This window comes from Streptomyces sp. NBC_01190, assembly GCF_045039895.1.
Taxonomy (GTDB): domain Bacteria; phylum Actinomycetota; class Actinomycetes; order Streptomycetales; family Streptomycetaceae; genus Actinacidiphila.
Genome location: NZ_CP108580.1, coordinates 7,679,732 through 7,696,077, shown reverse-complemented (window position 1 = coordinate 7,696,077; position 16,346 = coordinate 7,679,732). Strand labels below are relative to the sequence as shown.

The following is a 16,346-nucleotide window of genomic DNA, read 5'->3' as shown; positions in this document are numbered from 1 at the left end:
TCACCCGTGCGATTGAACGTCAGCGTTCGTGACCCGCTCGACGAGGGGGTGTCCACCGCAGTCGTCGTCGACACCGAGCCCTCCGCGCGCGCGGGCCGGTTCGCGGCGGAGCTGGCGCGCGCCGTCGGGCTGCCCTCGGCCGGCGGCCGGCCGGCCGACCAGGCCGCGGAACCGGCCCTGTTCATCGGCGCCGACGCCGTGGACCCGCAGGCGACTCTCCGGGCGGCCGGCATCCGGGACGGCATGGACCTCGGTCTCGGCTCGCCCGTACCCACGGAGGCCGAGCCCGAGGGCCGTACCGAGATCCGGGTGGTCTCGGGGGCGGGCGCGGGGACGGTCTACCGCCTCGTGCCGGGTGACTACGACATCGGCAGCGCCGAGGTGTGCCGGATCCGGCTGGCCCCCGGCACCCCGCCGGTCGCCGCCCGGGTCCGGGTCGGGATCGACGGCGCCGCCGAACTGCTCAGCGCCCAGATGGCGCTGGTCGACGGCAAACCGGCGGAGGGCGGGGGACGTTGGCGGGAGGGCAGTCAGCTCGCCGTCGGGGACATCCTGCTGGAACTGACGTCGCGTCAGTCTGCGCGGGCCCCGCTGACGGCGGCCCAGGACGGGCTCGGCCTGGAGTTCAACCGGCCGCCGCGCTTCCTGCCGCCGTCGGCCGGCGCCCGCTTCCGGCTGCCGACGCCTCCGGTGAAGCCGGACAAGCGGCCGATCCCGCTGCTGCCCATCCTGCTGCTGCCGGCCGGCAGCGCGGCGATCGCCATCTTCGTCACCAAGACCTGGACCTTCGTCTTCATCGCCCTGCTGTCGCCGATCGCCGCGCTGGTCAGCCAGTTCGGCGGTCGCAAGCAGGCGATGCTCAAGTATCTGGAGCGCAAGAAGGAGTACGAGGAGGTGCTCGCCCGGATCCGCGCCGACATCGAGGTCGCGATCCTGACCGAGCAGCACAATCTGCGGCTGTCGCTGCCGGATCCGGCCTCCCTCCTCCAGATGGCCGCCCAGCCCTCCGAGCGGCTGTGGGAACGCCGGTGGCAGGACCCCGACTTCCTCTCCGTGCGGGTCGGCACCGCCGATCTGCCCTCGTCGGTGAGCGTCGAGGACCCCACCCAGGACGAACACCGCAGGACCACCGTGCCGGGGCTCAACCAGGTCCCGGTCTCGGTGGCGTTGCGCCGGGCCGGGGTCGCGGGCATCGCCGGGCCCGGCGCGGCCCGCGTCGCCGGCTGGATGGCGGCCCAGGCCGCGTCCCTGCACAGCCCCGCCGATCTGCGGATCGTGGTGCTGGCCGGACCTGACGGCGAGCAGGACTGGTCCTGGACCCGCTGGCTGCCGCACGCCCAGGCGCAGGGCGAGGACGCCTACTCCCTGGTGGGCAGCACCACCGACTCGCTGGCGCGGCGGATCGGCGAGCTGGGACAGCTCGTCCAGTCGCGGATCGCCGCGGGTCCCGAGCTGGTCAGGGGCGGCGTCAGCGGCTACCCCGACATCCTGGTGGTGCTCGAACAGGCCCGCAGGGCACGGTCGTTGCCCGGTGTGATCTCGCTGCTGCGCGACGGGCCCTCGGTCGGTGTGCACACCATCTGCATCGACCGTGAGGAGCGGCTGCTGCCCGAGGAGTGCGGCGCGGTCGTCGTCACCGAGACCGACACCCCCGGCTCCTGCCGGGTGCGCACCGGCTCGGGCGCGGCGCTGCCCGACGTCCGCACCGACTCCCCCGAGGCCGGCTGGTACGAGGCGCTGGCCCGTTCGCTGGCACCGCTGCGGGGGGTGGGCGACAGCGACGAGAGCGCGCTGCCCGGCTCGGTCCGGCTGCTCGATCTGCTGGGCCTCGAACCGCCGAGCGCGCAGGCCGTGGTGGCCGGCTGGTCGCTCGGCGGCCGCAGCACCCGGGCGGTGCTCGGCACCGGTTACGACGGTGAGTTCTCGGTCGACCTGGTCCGCGACGGCCCGCACGCGCTGATCGCCGGCACCACCGGTTCCGGCAAGTCCGAGCTGCTCCAGACGCTGGTCGCCACCCTGGCCGTGGTCAACCGGCCCGACGAGATGACCTTCGTGCTCGTCGACTACAAGGGTGGCAGCGCCTTCGCCGAATGCGCGGACCTGCCGCACACCGTCGGTCTGGTGACCGACCTCGACACGCATCTCGTGGAGCGGGCGCTGGTCTCGCTGGGCGCCGAACTGCGGCGCCGCGAGACCCAGTTGGCCGAGGTGGGCGCCAAGGACATCATCGACTACCTCGACAAGCGGCAGCGCGGCGGGAATGTGCTGCCGCCGCTCCCCCGACTGCTGCTGGTCATCGACGAGTTCGCCTCCATGGTCCGTGAACTGCCCGACTTCATCTCGGGTCTGGTCAACATCGCCCAGCGCGGCCGGTCGCTCGGCATCCACCTGGTGCTGGCCACCCAGCGCCCCGGCGGCGCGGTCACCCCGGACATCCGGGCCAACACCAACCTGCGGATCGCGCTGCGCACCACCGACACCACCGAGAGCCGCGACATCATCGACGCGCCGGACTCCGGTGACATCTCCCCGGCCAACCCCGGCCGTGCCTACGCGCGGCTCGGTCCCTCGGCGCTGCTGCCGTTCCAGTCCGGGCGGGTCGGCGGACGCCGGCCCGGCGGGCGGAGCGAGCAGGAGACCGAGGTGCCGGTGCGCGCGGCGGCGGTGGCCTGGCGGGACCTGGGCGGCCCGCTGGTCGGCGGCCCGGCCCGCGCGGCCGGTCCGGCCAGGACCGAGGCCGTCACCGACCTGGCCGTGCTGACCGCCGCCGTGGCGGAGGCGGCCCGCCTCGCCGAGGTGCCCCGGCAGCCCAGCCCGTGGCTGCCGGCGCTGCCCGACGTGCTGGAGTGGACCGTACCGGAGGCGCCCGGGCCCGCCGCCGATCGGCCGGGCGCCCTGCCCGCGGTCGCCTACGGTCTGGTCGACCTGCCCGCCCGGCAGGCCAGGGCGCCGCTCACCTTCGACCTGGACCGGGTCGGCCATCTGCACATCGTCGGTTCGCCGCGCAGCGGGCGCTCGCAGACGCTGCGTACCCTGGCCGCGGCCCTGGCCCAGGCACACGGCGCCGACGACGTGCACCTCTACGGCGTCGACTGCGGCAACGGCGCGCTCAACGCGCTGACCGCGCTGCCGCACTGCGGCGCGGTCGTCGACCGCAACCAGGTGGAGCGCCTGGGCCGGCTGCTGGACCGGCTGAACACCGAACTCACCACCCGGCAGGGCGTGCTGGGCGCCCGCGGCACCGCGGACCTCACCGAGCTGCGCACCACCCAGCCGCCCGAGCGGCGGCTGCCGCACATCGTGCTGCTGGTCGACCGCTTCGAGGTCTTCGAGCGGGAGTTCACCGCCTACGACAACGGCTCGCTGATGGAGCGGCTGGTCCGGCTGCTGCGCGACGGCGCCGGCGTCGGCATCCATGTGGTGCTGGCCGGTGACCGGGTGCTGGGCAGCAGCCGGTTCTCCGGCACCACCGAGGACAAGATCGTGCTGCGGCTCAACGACCGGCAGGACTACTCCTCGGTCGGCGTCCCCACCAAGTCGGCGCCCACCGCGCCGGTGCCCGGCCGGGGTCTGCGCACCGCCGATCTGACCGAGGCCCAGATCGCGGTGCTCGGGTCCGATCTGGCCGGCACCGCCCAGGCCCAGGTGCTCACCGATCTGGGCCGGGCGCTGACGGAGCGGGAGGCGGGGGTGCCCGCCACCCGCCGGCCGCTGTCGCTCGACGTGCTGCCGGACCGGGTCTCGTACGCCGAGGCGGCCGCGCTGCACGGGCCGACCGGGATGATGCGGCCGATGGTGGCGATCGGCGGCGACACGCTCGCCTCGCTCGGCCCCGACCTGGCGGACCTACCCACGTTCGTCATCGCCGGGCCGCCGCGCACCGGGCGCAGCACCGCGCTCCTCACCGCGGCGCTGTCGCTGCTGTCGGTGGGCACCGGGGTGATCGTGCTGGCGCCGCGCCGATCGCCGCTGCGCGAGCTGGCGGGCCGGCCGGGCATCGCGACCGTCATCACCGACGCGGAGGTCTCCGTCGAGGAGTTCCGCAAGGTGCTCGGCAATGTGCCGGAGTCGAACGCGGTGATCCTGATCGACGACGCGGAGCTCTTCATGGGCTCCGAGATCGAGTCCGATCTGGCGCTGCTCGCCCGCGGCGGCGCCGGCAACGGCTGGGGCGTGGTGGCGGCGGGCAACGCGGAGTCGCTGTCGCTGAGCCTCGGCGGCTGGATGGGTCAGATGAAGCGGAACAGGACCGGCATGCTGCTGTCGCCGCAGACCCTCAGCGACGGCGATGTGATCGGGGTCCGGCTGAGCCGCGGTGTGGTCGGCCAGGCCCCGCAGCCGGGCCGCGGCCTGCTGCACCTCGGCGACGGCGCGCTGCTCGCGGTGCAGGTCCCGCTCTCGGTGGTGGACGAGTAAGGCGCGGCTGAGCGGCGGCCGATCCGCCGCTCGCCCGATCCACCCACAAGACGAAGGACGGCCGGGCCCTCTCCGCCCGGCCGTCCTTCTCGTTTCATCTCATCCGGCGGTCACGAACCGGAACGTGCTGGTGATCGCGTCGAAGAGGTCGTAGACCTCCTCCTTCAGCGGCAGGTTGGGGCTGGCCAGGGTGACCACGAGGAAGTCCTCGGTGCTGCCGGGCACCGGCATCATCGTGTGCATCGTCAGCAGCTTCACATCGATGTCGCCGGTCAGCCGGGTGACCTCGGTCCCCGTCACCCGGGCCACCGTGCCGACCTGAGGCACCTTCACCGAGGCGATCACCCGGTCCTTGGGCGCGACCCCGTCGGCGGACGAGACACCGAGCTGGGCGGAGAGCACCGGCAAGGTGAGCTCCGAGCCCTTGGGCGTGGTGACGGCGAAGACCATGCCGTACGCCATGAACAGCCCCTCGTCGTACAGGGTGGCCGTGCCGGCGGCGAGCAGCGCCCCGTGCCTGCGGGCCGCCCTGCTCACCTCGCGGCCCTGCCGGAACATGTCGTTGATCCGGGCCTTCTGCCGCGGGTCGTCGGTGGTGGCGAGCGCCTTGGCCCGGGTCCTGGCCATCTCTTCCCCGCTGAGATCGACCTGGTCCCACAGCTCGGGGACGTCGAGGACGAATCGCCGCGCGCTGTTCACTGGCCGCCCTGCCCGTCGTCGAGGTTCCGCGCGGCGTCCTGGTCCGTCTTGTCGAAGGCGTCCAGAATGCTGCCGATGGCGTCCTTGACGCCCTGCACCTGCTTCTGGAGCTGGTGCTTGCCGTCGTTCCACTTGTTCTCGAAGTTCTGCGCCGAGCCGTGGGACAGCTCGGGGCCGAAGGCCGCGTCGAAGTCGAAGGTGTGGTGCCCGATGTCGATGAAGTCGTGCACGAAGCCCAACATGTTCTGTGCTTCGCGCAGCTCGTCGCCGGGTATGTTGACGTCCTGAGCCATCCCGATCCCTGGTCCGATCGCTTCCGGTGATTCCTTGCACAAGGGACACGGCGGCCGTGGGCTCATCGTTCAAACCGCCGGCGGTGGCCCGGCCCGGCCCCCGGTCGGCCGACGGCACAAAAACGGCACAGATTCGACACCGCCCCCTGCCTACGGTCTTCCTCAGAGACGACTCAGCCCTGAGGAACCACGACCAATGAAGACATGCGCGGCGGTCCCCCACTCCCCGGCACATCGCTCCGAACTCCTGATCACCCTGTTCGTGGAGCACAGAAAGGCGCTGACCGCCTACGCGGAACGGCTGCTCGGCGACCACCACCTCGCCGAGGACATCGCCCAGGAGGCACTGATCCGGGCCTGGCCGCACACCGACCGGCTCTACAGCACCGAGGGATCGATCCGCGGCTGGCTGCTGAAGGTGACCCGCAATCTCGTCATCGACCGGCTGCGCAGCGCTTCGGTGCGCTACGAGACGATCGGCTCGGACAGCCACGAGATGACCCAGCGCGACCACACGGACGCGGTCCTGGCCTCGGTGGAGTCCGCCCGGCTGCTGCGGCTGCTCTCCCACGAGCACCGGGAGGTGCTGGTGCACACCTATCTGTGCGGCCGCACCGTGCAGGAGACCGCCGGCATCCTGGGGGTGCCCGCCGGCACCGTCAAGTCCCGCCAGCACTACGCCCTGTCGAAGCTGCGGTCGCGCACCCGGGCCGGTGCGCTCTGAGCCCGGGACGTCGGCTCGGAAAGATCACGGACCCGGTGAACCATCCCGCGCCGCGCTCCGTGTAGGACATGTGAGTCTCTCTCCCCTCCGCTCCGGCACGCGCCGCCGCCAGGGCGCGCCGCGTGCCGCCGTGCTGGCCGCCGTCCTCGTCCTGGCCGCCGTCGTCACCGGCTGCACCAGAACCGTCACGGTCACCGGCACGGCGTCGCCCGCCGCCCCGTCGAGCGGCGCGCCCGCCGCTTCCGCACCCGCCGCCGCCCCGGCGTCCCCGACCGGGCAGGCCGCCACCACCGCGCCCGGCGGCAACACCGGGCTCCAGGTCATCGACAGCACCGCCGCCCAGAACGGCCTGAACGGCAACGGCGGCACGGTCACCGGCGCCACCGTGCAGGAGGCGCCGCCGGTCTGGGTGCAGCTCTCTGCGGTGCGGTCGGCGCAGCTCGGGGCCCATCTCATCGACATCAACGAGTCGACGCTCTACCGCTTCGACAAGGACAGCGCGCAGCCGTCGGTGTCCAACTGCGCCGACGCCTGCGCGACGCGGTGGCCGCCGGTGACCATCAAGGAAGGCGGCAACGTCTACCTGGCCGGTGTCGACCCGAAGGCGGTCGGCGCGATCCGCCGGGCCGACGGGCAGGTCCAGTTGACGGTGGGCGGCTGGCCGGTCTACCGCTTCGCGCAGGACACCCGGCCGGGCGACACCAAGGGCCAGGGTGTGGGCGGTACCTGGTTCGCCGTCGATCCGACCGGCGAGAAGGCGCGGCCGTAGCGGTGTCCCGGGTCGCGGCGGGCGGGTCAGCGGGACGGAGCTGCCTCCTCCAGCGACGGCAGGCTCTCCAGCCGCTCCCGCACGCCCGCCGCGTCAGGATGGCCGAGGCCGTCGTACAGCTCCAGCGCCCGGCGCCAGACCACCGCGGCCTGCCGCGGATCGGAGCTCGCCTGGTGGCTGTCGCCCGCGTGCACCAGGGTGTCCGCCTCCAGCGCGGGATCCCCGGTCCGCTGGTAGAGGTCGATCGCGTGCCCGTAGCCGACCAGCGCCTGCCCGTAGTCGCGCAGATGGTGGTGGGCCCAGCCGATGCTGTCCCAGGCCGCGGCCTCACCGCTGCGGTCCCCGATCTCCTGGTGCATCAGGACGGCCTTCTCGCAGTGGACGAGCGCCGACTCGTACTCGCCCATGAGCAGATGGGTCCAGCCGATCTCGTTGAGGATCATCGCCCGGCCGCTGAGGTGGTCGGTCCGCTCGTACCGGTCCGCCGCGCGGCGGTAGTGGTCCAGGGCCCGGTGATGGTCCTTCATGACGTTGGCGAGGAAGGCGGAGTAGCGGTGGGTGCGGCCCTGTCCGATGGGGTCCGCCAGCCGGCCGAAGAGGGTCTGGGCCTGCGACAGACAGCGCTGGGCCTCGTCGAAAGCGCCGAGCCGGCAGGCGGCGAAGCCCAGGCCGCGCAGCGCGTGGGCCTGGCCGGCCAGGTCTCCGGTACGGCGGGCCGTCTCCAGCGCGGTGGACTGGATGTGGTGCTGCTCCTGCCAGCGGCCGTGCCGGTCGAGGAAGATCTCCATGGTCGCGGCGAGCTGCCAGCAGGAGTCGTCGCCCTTCACCGCGTACCGCGCGGCCTGTTCCACCATGGCCAGCAGCACGTGCCGCTCGCGCCGGCACCAGTCGGAGGCCTCGGACTGTCCGCCGAAGGTCTGCGGGAAGACGCCCGCCGACACCGGCGGCAGCGGCACCCGGTCCCGGTGCGGGGCGAGCAGCGCGTCGGCGGTGTGCGTGCTGCGCAGATAGTGCTCGATCATCCGCCGGCGGGTCGCGGCGCGCGTCTCCTCGTCGTCCTGCCCCTCGCACAGCTCGGCGGCGTAGGCGCGCAGCAGTTCGTGGCTGGTGAAGCGGCCGGGGGTGTGCTCGCTGAGCAGATGGTGCTCGACGAGTTCGGCGAGCTGCCGGCGCACCTCGCGCGGCGGCACTCCGGCGAGGCTGGCGACCGCCGGTGCCGCGATGTCGGGGGCGGCGTGCAGGCTGAGCAGCCGGAACAGCCGGGCGGCGGCGGGGCTGAGCGCTGTGTAGGACCAGGAGAAGATGCTGCGGGCGTCGGTACGGGTGTCGCGGGTGGCGAAGGCGTCCAGATTGCCCTGGCTCTCCCGGAGTTCGGCCGCGATGGCGGCCAGCGAGAACGTCGGGTGCAGGATGGCGCGGGCGCCGGCGATGGCGAGCGCGAGCGGAAGGCGCCCGCAGAGGTCCACGATGGCCTGGGCGGCGGCGAGTTCGGCGGTCACCCGCTCCTTGCCCAGCCGCTGGACGAGGAGTTCGACGCCTTCGGCGGGGGTCAGCAGACCGAGCGGGATGAACCGGGCGTTGTCGGCGACGATCAGCCCGTCCAGACGGTGCCGGCTGGTGATGATGGCCAGGCAGCCGCCCGCCGCGGGCAGCAGCGGCCGCACCTGTTCGGAGTCGCGGGCGTTGTCGAGCAGGATCAGGAACCGCCGGCCGGCGAAGAGGCTGCGGTAGAAGGATGCCAGCGCGTCCGGGTTGTCGGGCACCCGGCCCGGCTGCACACCGAGGGCGTCGATCATGTCCCGCATGGCCTCGTCGGGGCTCAGCGGCGGCATGGCCGGGTGGAAGCCGCGCAGGTTCACATACAGCTGGCCGTCGGGGAAGCGGTCGGCGACCGCGTGCGCCCAGTGCACGGCCAGCGTGGTCTTGCCGACGCCGGCCATCCCGCTGATCGCCCCGATCACCACCGGCGCGTGGATGCCATGGCCGTCCGGGCCCAACAGTTCGTGTGAGCGGGCGAGTTCCGCCACCCTGCCGACGAAGGAGGGAATGTCGGCGGGCAGTTGGGCGGGGCGGACGGCGAGCTTGGCCGGCTCCGAGCCGCCGGGTCCGCCAGGACCGCCCTGGTCCCGGGTGTCGGCGGGCCGCTGCCGCGGTGTCTGGCGGAGCACCCGCTCATGGGCCGCGCGCAGTTCGGGGCCGGGGTCCATGCCCAGCTCCGCCGAGAGGTCGGCCCGGACGGAGCCGAAGAGCTCCAGCGCCTCCGCCTGCCGGCCGGACGCGGCGAGCCCGGTGACGATCCTGGCCTGGAGGGCCTCGTCGAGCCGGTGCCGGCCGGCCGCGGCGCGGCGCAGCGCGGCGAGGACGTCCTCGGTGAAGGGCGAGCCCTCCCAGCAGATGGCGTCGGCGGCCTCCTTGGCGGCGGCGACGTACTCGTGCTCCACCGCCACGAAGACGGGGTGGCTCCGCAGCCGGGGCATACCGCGTACGGTGACCGGTCCCTGCCACAGGCGCAGCGCCTCGGCGAGCGGCCGGACCCCGTCCTCCGCCGCGCCCGCGCCGATCGCCCGCCGGCCCTCGGCCCGCAGTTCGCGGAAGCGGGCCAGGTCGAGCGCGGTGGGGCCGGCCGCGAGCCGGTAGCCGCTGCCGGTGCGGACCACATGGCCGCCCTCGGCCCGGGGCGGCAGGCCGGGTTCCAACAGACGGCGCAGTCCGCCGATATGGCGGTGCACCACATTGACGGCGCTGTCCGGCGGGTCGTCGTCCCAGAGCAGGTCGACGGCTTCGTGCACGGTGACGGGCCCCGGCGCGCGAACCGCGAGCAGGGCGAGCAGGGCCTGCTGCTTCGGTGGGCCCGGCGTCAGTTCCTGTTCGCCACGCCACACCCGTATCGGTCCGAGGACCGCGTACCGCACTGCCGTCACCATCGCGCGAAGATCCCTGCCACTGTCCTTCTGATTGCCTCGTGGTCCTGCCCGGAGCGTGGTCCTGCCCAGGGCACGCCGGAGCCGACGGCGAGCGGGACATCGAGGTGGCCGGGATGCGGAGGGAGCGAACGAGGTCGCCCCGGCCCCGGTGCGCTGCCCGCCGAGCGTCTCCCGTGTTCAGGAATCGAACGATACACCGCTACTCGCGGGTTATCCGGGTGGTCGGCGAGCTACCGGTGAGTACCGGGATGGGCGTTGCGTCCGATTCGCCGGGACCTGGAATTCCGCCGGCCGCGCGCCGTCAGCCGCGAACCGCTCGCCGTGCCCGAACCGTTTCAACCGCCGATCATGCGTGAACTCTTGACACTCCAGAAACATCGGAGCAACTTCTCAGCTACGTGGGAGAGCGCTCTCCCATCGTCGTGCCAAGGAACAGCGCACCCCCCACCGGTCCGGCCCTCTTACTGGAGGTTCCGTGAGATCCCGCAGTCGTCCCCCCACCCCGGCACGCCGGCCACGCCGTTCGGCCAGGGCCGCGCTCGCCGCCGCCCTGTCGATCCTGGTCTCCCTGCTGATCTGGGGCGGCCCGTCCACCACCCGTGCCCACGCGGCGGACGCCCTCATCTCGGGAGGGCGGCCGACCGTGGCCTCCTCCGTCGAGAACGCGGGCACCCCGTCCGCCGCCGCCGTCGACGGCAACTCCACCACCCGCTGGGCAAGCGCCTGGAGCGATCCGCAGTGGCTCCAGATCGACCTCGGCGCCATGGCCACCATCCACCAGGTGACGCTGACCTGGGAGGCCGCCTACGCCTCCGGTTTCCAGATCCAGGTCTCCCCGGACGCGATCGCCTGGACCAGCGTCTACTCGACCACCACCAGCACCGGCGGCACCCAGACCCTGAACCTCAACGCCAGCGGGCGCTACATCCGGATGTACGGCACGGCTCGCGCCACCGGCTACGGCTACTCGCTCTACGAGTTCGCGGTCTACGGCAGCGTCGCCGCCCCCACGACCGGCTATGTGCTGGCCAACCCCCAGGTCACCGGGGTGACGCCCTCCACCTACAACCCGCCGCACGCCTACTTCCACGAGTTCCAGGCGAACTGCGGCGCGATGAAGGAGCTGCCGGACGACCCGATCGTGTTCCCCGGTCAGGCGGGCGCCTCCCACATGCACACCTTCCTGAGCAACACCTCCACCAACGCGAACACCACGCTGGCCTCGCTCAACGCCGGCACCACCACCTGCAAGGCGCCCGGTGACAAGTCGGGTTACTGGATGCCGACGCTCTACAACGGCAGCCAGGTCATCCGGCCGGTCGGACCGCAGGTCATCTACTACAAGACCGGCATCAACGACTACACCAGCGTGCGGCCTTTCCCGCCGGGCCTGCGCTTCCTGGTCGGCAGCCCGACGGCCACCTCCACCCAGTTCCGCACCGACCCGGGCTGGGTCGAGGGCTGGGAGTGCGGCGACTCGTACGGCAGCGTCGACTTCCCGCCGACCTGCGCGGCCGGGACGCAGCTCAACATCCGCTATCAGGCACCGAGTTGCTGGAACGGGCTCTACCTGGACACGCCGGACCACAAGAGCCACATGGCGTATCCGATCAACGGGGTCTGCCCGGCCGACCACCCGGTCGCGCTGCCGATGATCGAGTTCAAGATGGCCTTCCCGGTCAGCGGCGACATGTCCCAGGTCCATCTCTCCAGCGGCCGGGGCTTCTCCTTCCACTACGACTTCTTCAACGCCTGGGACCCCGCCACCCAGGCCGCCCTCGTCACCCACTGCGTCGTCGGCGGTCTCCAGTGCGACGCCCGCGGCTACGACGAGACTCAGCCGGCGAAGGGCGCCGCGCTCAACGAGCAGTACCAACTGCCATAAGGAGGACGTGTGTCCAACCCCTCGCCCCGGTGGCTCTCGGTCATCGCCGTCGTGGCCCTGGCCGCCGGAGCGGCGGGCTGCGGCTCGTCATCACCGCGGGCCGGCGGCCCCTCGACCAGCCCGCCGGCGAACCTGGCGACCGTGCCCGTGACCGCCCCGCCCGCCGCCGCCACGACCGGCGCGGGCCCGACCCCCGCGACAGCGATCATCTGCGGACAGGAGGCCTGGTCCGAGATCTCGGGGGCGCTCGGCGCGACCCCGGTCGAGCCGCTCAAGCCGACCTGGCGGGACCGCCTCTACACCTGCGCCTACCGGTACGGTCCGCACAGCGCGATGACCCTGTCGGTGAAGGAACTGATGGATCCGGCGGCCGAGACCGCGTATTTCACCGCCCGGCGCCATGCGGCGGGCCCGGCCGCGACCGCCCTGCACGGGCTCGGTGACGACGCCTTCGGGCTGCCCGACGGCAGTGTCTACGTCCGCAAGGACCTGACGGTACTGCGGGTCGACGTCTCGGGTCTGCCGGCCAGGTTCGGCGCTCCCCCGCGCACCCGGCGCCAGGTGGGCCTCACCGTGGCGACGACGGTGATGCTGTGCTGGAAGGAGCTCTGACCTTCGAAGCCGTACGCGATGCCGCCGGGCGGGGCCGATCCGCTGTCCTTCCCCGCCCGGCGGCGGCGCTCACTCGGCGCCGACGCCGCTGAACCGGCCGATCATCCGCGCCCTGAGCCGGAACGGCACCACGCCGAGCGGGCGGAAGAACCACCGCGCGTCCAGGCCGACGGGGTTGCGGAAAGGTATCCGCTTCCGGTCGGCGAGGGCGACGATCGCCTTGGCCCCCACCTCCGGCTCCCGGCCGGAGACCTCCACCAGCCGGCGGGCCGAGTCCTCGAAGCGCTCGTGCAGCCGCTCGTAGGGGCTGTCAGGGCCTCCCTCGGTCCGTTTCGCGTTCTCCCAGATCGCGGTGCGGTAGGTGCCGGGTTCGACCACCGCCACCGAGATTCCGAAGAGCCGGGTCTCCACCGCGAGGGACTCCATCCAGCCCTGGAGCGCCCGCTTCGAGGCGACATACGCGCTCAGGGCGGGGCTCGCGGCATAGGCCGCCACGCTCGTCACCGTCATCACCCGCCCGGAGCGGCGCTCCCGCATCGCGGGGAGGACTTCACGGGTGAGGGCGCAGGTGCCGAAGAAATTCGTCTCCATGACGCTGCGGAAATCGGCGTCCGGCTGGACCTCGAAGAATCCCGAGGCCGCCGATCCCGCGTTGTTGAGCAGCAGATCGAGCCGATCGCCGCAGTCCCCCAGGACGAATTCCACCGCCTTGTGGATGCTGTCCTGGGAGAGCAGGTCCAGTTGTACGACGGTAATACGATCGGCGACCGGTCCTGCCTCATCCAATAAACCGGTGCCCTGGGTGGTGTCGCGCATGCCCGCGTAGACGCGCCAGCCTTTACGGGCGAAGGCCACCGCCGCGGCCCGGCCGAGGCCGCTCGATGTTCCCGAGATCAGCACGTTCTTTTCGGCGCTCATCAGTTCTCCCGCCCGATGGTGGTTCGGCTGACACGGCCGATACGGCTGATACGGCTGATGTGAATGATGCGAATGATGCGAATGACACGGCCGGTACGACGGCGCGGCGCGCTCACGCCGGCGCCCCCTCGCGCGGCCCGCCGTCCCCGGCCGGCACGTAGACCTCGACGTCCACGATGTCGGCGAGCGCCAGCAGTCCGGTCATCTGCTCCTTGTACTCACCGGTTTCGAGGATCGCCCCGTAGACGTCAGTGCCCGCCCACCATCCGACATGACTGAAAAACCGGGTGTCGGAGGTGGCCCGCAGGAGGTAGCAGTCCAGGAATCCCGGCTGTGCGCGCATATGATTTTCATGCGCCTCGAAGAGCCTGTCGAACTCTTTTTCGTCACCAACCACGGAAAATCTTGTCATAACGGCGATTTTTCCTGATACGCCATCAGTCGGAAGATCTATCACGACATGCCCCTTTCTCGGCCACACGGCGGAATCAGTTAACCGCATACAGTGACGCGACACCAGAAGCCTTTTGAGCCGTTCTGGTCATGATCACCGACAGCGGTCGAAAGAGGGGCCGATCCCCTAAAGACCCCGCTTTACCAGGCGAAATAAGGGAGTTGTCGTACACGCGTCGCGGCGCCGGTCGCGGGGTTATGGGCCGGAACCAGCCCGTCCGGTTTGGAATGGGGCGCCGCGGCCGAGGGGATCACCGCGCGGGCGGGTGGTCCGGGATCAGTACGGCCGCGCCGTTGACGCGGTCACCCGCCAGATCGGCGAGGGCCTCGTCGACCCGGCTCAGCGGATACCTGGTGACCGTGGGGCGCAGGCCGATCCGGGCGGCGGTCGCCAGGAAGTCCCGGCCGTCCTGCCGGGTGTTGGAGGTGACGCTGCGCAGCTCCCGCTCCTGGAAGAGGCGCTGGTGATAGGTCAGCGCCGGGATGTCGGTGAGGTGGATGCCGGCCACCGCGAGCGTTCCGCCGCGGTCGAGAGCCGCGAGCGCCACCGGCACCAGATCGCCCACGGGGGCGAAGAGGATCGCCGAGTCGAGTGCCTCGGGCGGCTCGTCATAGCCGTCCCTGGCCGACGAGGCGCCGAGTTCCAGGGCGAGGCGGCGGGCGGCGGCCGAACGGGTGAGCACATGGACGGTCGCCCCCTCCGCCAGGGCCACCTGGGCGATGAGATGCGCCGAGGCGCCGTAGCCGTAGATGCCGAGCCTGCCGCCGGGCGGCAGCGCGCTGCGGCGAAGAGCGCGGAAGCCGACGATGCCGGCGCACAGCAGGGGCGCGAGTTCGGCGGGGTCCGCCTCCTCGGGCAGGGCGTAGGCGTACTCCTCGGGCACCAGCGTGAGGTCGGCGAAGCCCCCGTCGGCGTCCCAGCCGGTGTACTGCGACCAGGGGCACAGGTTCTCCCGGCCCATCCGGCAGTAGCGGCACACCCCGCACGTGCCGCGCAGCCAGGCGCCGCCGACCCGGTCGCCGAGCCCGAAGCGCGAGGCGCTGTCACCGGTGGCGATCACCCGGCCGACGATCTCGTGGCCGGGGACGGTGGCCGGCCGGTGCGGCGGCAGATCGCCCTCCGCGAGATGCAGATCGGTACGGCAGACCCCGCACGCCTCCACCCGCACCACCAGATCGCGGGGCCCCGGCTCGGGCACCGCGCGGCTCACCCGGGCAAGCGGTCCAGAAGCGATCGGCCCCGGCCGTGTCACGGCCCAGCCGCTCAGCTCTCTCTTCGTTCCCTGCCCCATGCGTCCAGGGTGCGGCCGGGCGACCGGAGCGGCAATCCGTGGCACCCGGCGTCACGCGGGGGTCGCGCCGGATCCGTCCCGCTCGCAGGTGGGGCGGACGGCGCGGGGGCCGGCAGAAAGGGCACCAGAAACGACACCGGAAACGACACCGGGAACGGCGCCTGGGAAAGGTCCTGGCGGCCTCAGCGGCGGCGCAGGCTGGAACCGCGGACCACCAGTTCGGGCTGGAGCACGGTCTGCCGGTGCCGGTGCCCGGCGGGATCGCCCATCGTCTCCTCCAACAGCATCTCGGCCGCCAGCCGGCCCATCGACACGGCCGGCTGCCGGACCGAGGTGAGCGGCACGGCGGCAGCGGCGGCGAACTCGATGTCGTCGTAGCCCACGATCGCCATCTCGTCCGGGACGCTGATCCGGGCCGCGAACATCGACTGGAGCACGCCGAGCGCCAGCAGGTCGTTGGCGCAGAAGACCGCGGTCGGGCGGTGGCCGAGGCCGAGCAGGCGTGAGCCGGCGTCCCGGCCGGCCGCCACATCGAGGCGCTCGGCGGAGACCTCGATCAGCGCGTCCGCCGGCAGCCCGGCCTCGGCGAGAGCGGTCAGCGCGCCCGCCCGGCGGTCGCGGACCTGCGGCATTTCCGGCGGCCCGCCCACGTAGACGATCGTGCGGTGGCCGGCCGCGATGAGGTGCTGTGCGGCGAGCCGTCCGCCGGCGACGTCGTCCACCGACACCGAGCAGACGGCCGGGTCGGCGGAGACCCGGTCCACGAGCACGAAGGGAATGCCCTGGCCGCGCAGGGCGTCGAGGCTGCGGCCGGTGGCGTCGGCGGGGGTCACCAGCACGCCGCGGACCCGCTGTTCGGCGAAGAGCGAGAGGTATTCGCGCTCCTCGCTGACGCTCTGCGCGCTGTTGCACACCATCACCCCGAGTCCGGCGGCCCGCGCGGTGCGCTCGGCGCCGCTGGCGACGGCCACGAAGAAGGGGTTGCCCATGTCGAGGACGAGCAGCGCCATGATCCGGCTGGCGCCCGCCCGGAGCTGGCGGGCGGACTCACTGCGCACGTAGCCGAGCCTGGTGATCACCGACTGCACCCGGGTCCGGGTCTCCTCGGCGACCAGATCGGGGCGGTTGATGACGTTGGAGACGGTGCCCACCGAGACACCCGCCTGCCGTGCCACATCCTTGATCCCCACCATGGATCCCACACTCCGTCCCGCATCCACAGCCGGGTATCCGTGCCCGGACCAGCGCCCTGTGGGATCACGCTGGAGACCCGCACACTGAACCTATTCAATCACAAGGATGTCCGCAGCGACCTTGCGGAAAAGGTCTGTTGTCACCTTCACGGCTAACCGAGAATGAAT

At 72.3% G+C, this 16,346-nt stretch carries 12 protein-coding genes; 5 read left to right on the top strand and 7 right to left on the bottom strand.

Translation table 11 applies throughout. The annotated features are described in order from the left end of the window. Positions 1 to 6: 6 nt before the first annotated feature. Complete coding sequence (locus tag OG519_RS32240) at positions 7 to 4,416, top strand: FtsK/SpoIIIE domain-containing protein (RefSeq protein ID WP_405591543.1); 4,410 nt, start codon at positions 7 to 9, stop codon at positions 4,414 to 4,416. A gap of 99 nt (positions 4,417 to 4,515) precedes the next feature. On the opposite strand, the gene OG519_RS32235 is transcribed toward OG519_RS32240, so the two are convergent. Together OG519_RS32235 and OG519_RS32230 are read right to left on the bottom strand one after the other, a co-directional pair. Next, a complete protein-coding gene (locus OG519_RS32235) occupies positions 4,516 to 5,115 on the bottom strand; it encodes a hypothetical protein (protein WP_405591540.1) in 600 nt (199 codons plus the stop codon). Continuing rightward, positions 5,112 to 5,408: a hypothetical protein gene (locus OG519_RS32230; protein ID WP_405591538.1), complete on the bottom strand. Its 297-nt coding sequence runs from the start codon at positions 5,406 to 5,408 to the stop codon at positions 5,112 to 5,114. Before OG519_RS32230 ends, OG519_RS32235 begins: the two co-directional genes overlap by 4 nt. 196 nt (positions 5,409 to 5,604) lie before the next feature. Between OG519_RS32230 and OG519_RS32225 the strand changes: the two genes are divergently transcribed. Together OG519_RS32225 and OG519_RS32220 are read left to right on the top strand one after the other, a co-directional pair. Then, positions 5,605 to 6,132, top strand: a complete 528-nt coding sequence (locus OG519_RS32225) for a sigma-70 family RNA polymerase sigma factor (RefSeq protein WP_405591535.1) — start codon at positions 5,605 to 5,607, stop codon at positions 6,130 to 6,132. A 70-nt stretch (positions 6,133 to 6,202) separates the two neighbouring features. After that, the gene (locus OG519_RS32220) at positions 6,203 to 6,901 is read left to right on the top strand and encodes a hypothetical protein (protein WP_405591532.1); all 699 of its coding nucleotides are present in this window, start codon (positions 6,203 to 6,205) and stop codon (positions 6,899 to 6,901) included. Positions 6,902 to 6,927: 26 nt separating this feature from the next. Here the strand turns inward: OG519_RS32220 and OG519_RS32215 are convergent, their stop codons facing one another. Further along, positions 6,928 to 9,825, bottom strand: coding sequence for an AfsR/SARP family transcriptional regulator (locus OG519_RS32215; RefSeq protein ID WP_405591530.1), 2,898 nt, complete (start codon positions 9,823 to 9,825; stop codon positions 6,928 to 6,930). 475 nt (positions 9,826 to 10,300) lie between these two features. Here OG519_RS32215 and OG519_RS32210 point away from each other — a divergent pair, with 475 nt between their 5' ends. Together OG519_RS32210 and OG519_RS32205 are read left to right on the top strand one after the other, a co-directional pair. Continuing rightward, complete coding sequence (locus OG519_RS32210) at positions 10,301 to 11,710, top strand: DUF1996 domain-containing protein (protein ID WP_405591527.1); 1,410 nt, start codon at positions 10,301 to 10,303, stop codon at positions 11,708 to 11,710. Between the two features lie 9 nt (positions 11,711 to 11,719). Then, on the top strand, positions 11,720 to 12,322 hold the full coding sequence (locus tag OG519_RS32205) for a hypothetical protein (protein ID WP_405591524.1): 603 nt from the start codon (positions 11,720 to 11,722) through the stop codon (positions 12,320 to 12,322). A gap of 69 nt (positions 12,323 to 12,391) precedes the next feature. Here OG519_RS32205 and OG519_RS32200 read toward each other — a convergent pair whose 3' ends face one another. The 4 genes from OG519_RS32200 to OG519_RS32185 form a co-directional block, all read right to left on the bottom strand. Continuing rightward, entirely contained in the window at positions 12,392 to 13,240 is an 849-nt protein-coding gene (locus OG519_RS32200) for an SDR family oxidoreductase (protein ID WP_405591521.1), read from the bottom strand. 112 nt (positions 13,241 to 13,352) lie between these two features. Further along, complete coding sequence (locus tag OG519_RS32195; protein WP_405591518.1) at positions 13,353 to 13,652, bottom strand: antibiotic biosynthesis monooxygenase family protein; 300 nt, start codon at positions 13,650 to 13,652, stop codon at positions 13,353 to 13,355. A gap of 292 nt (positions 13,653 to 13,944) precedes the next feature. Continuing rightward, a complete protein-coding gene (locus OG519_RS32190) occupies positions 13,945 to 14,961 on the bottom strand; it encodes a zinc-dependent alcohol dehydrogenase family protein (RefSeq protein WP_405593153.1) in 1,017 nt (338 codons plus the stop codon). 206 nt (positions 14,962 to 15,167) lie between these two features. Next, entirely contained in the window at positions 15,168 to 16,187 is a 1,020-nt protein-coding gene (locus OG519_RS32185) for a LacI family DNA-binding transcriptional regulator (RefSeq protein WP_405591515.1), read from the bottom strand. Between the last annotated feature and the right edge of the window lie 159 nt (positions 16,188 to 16,346).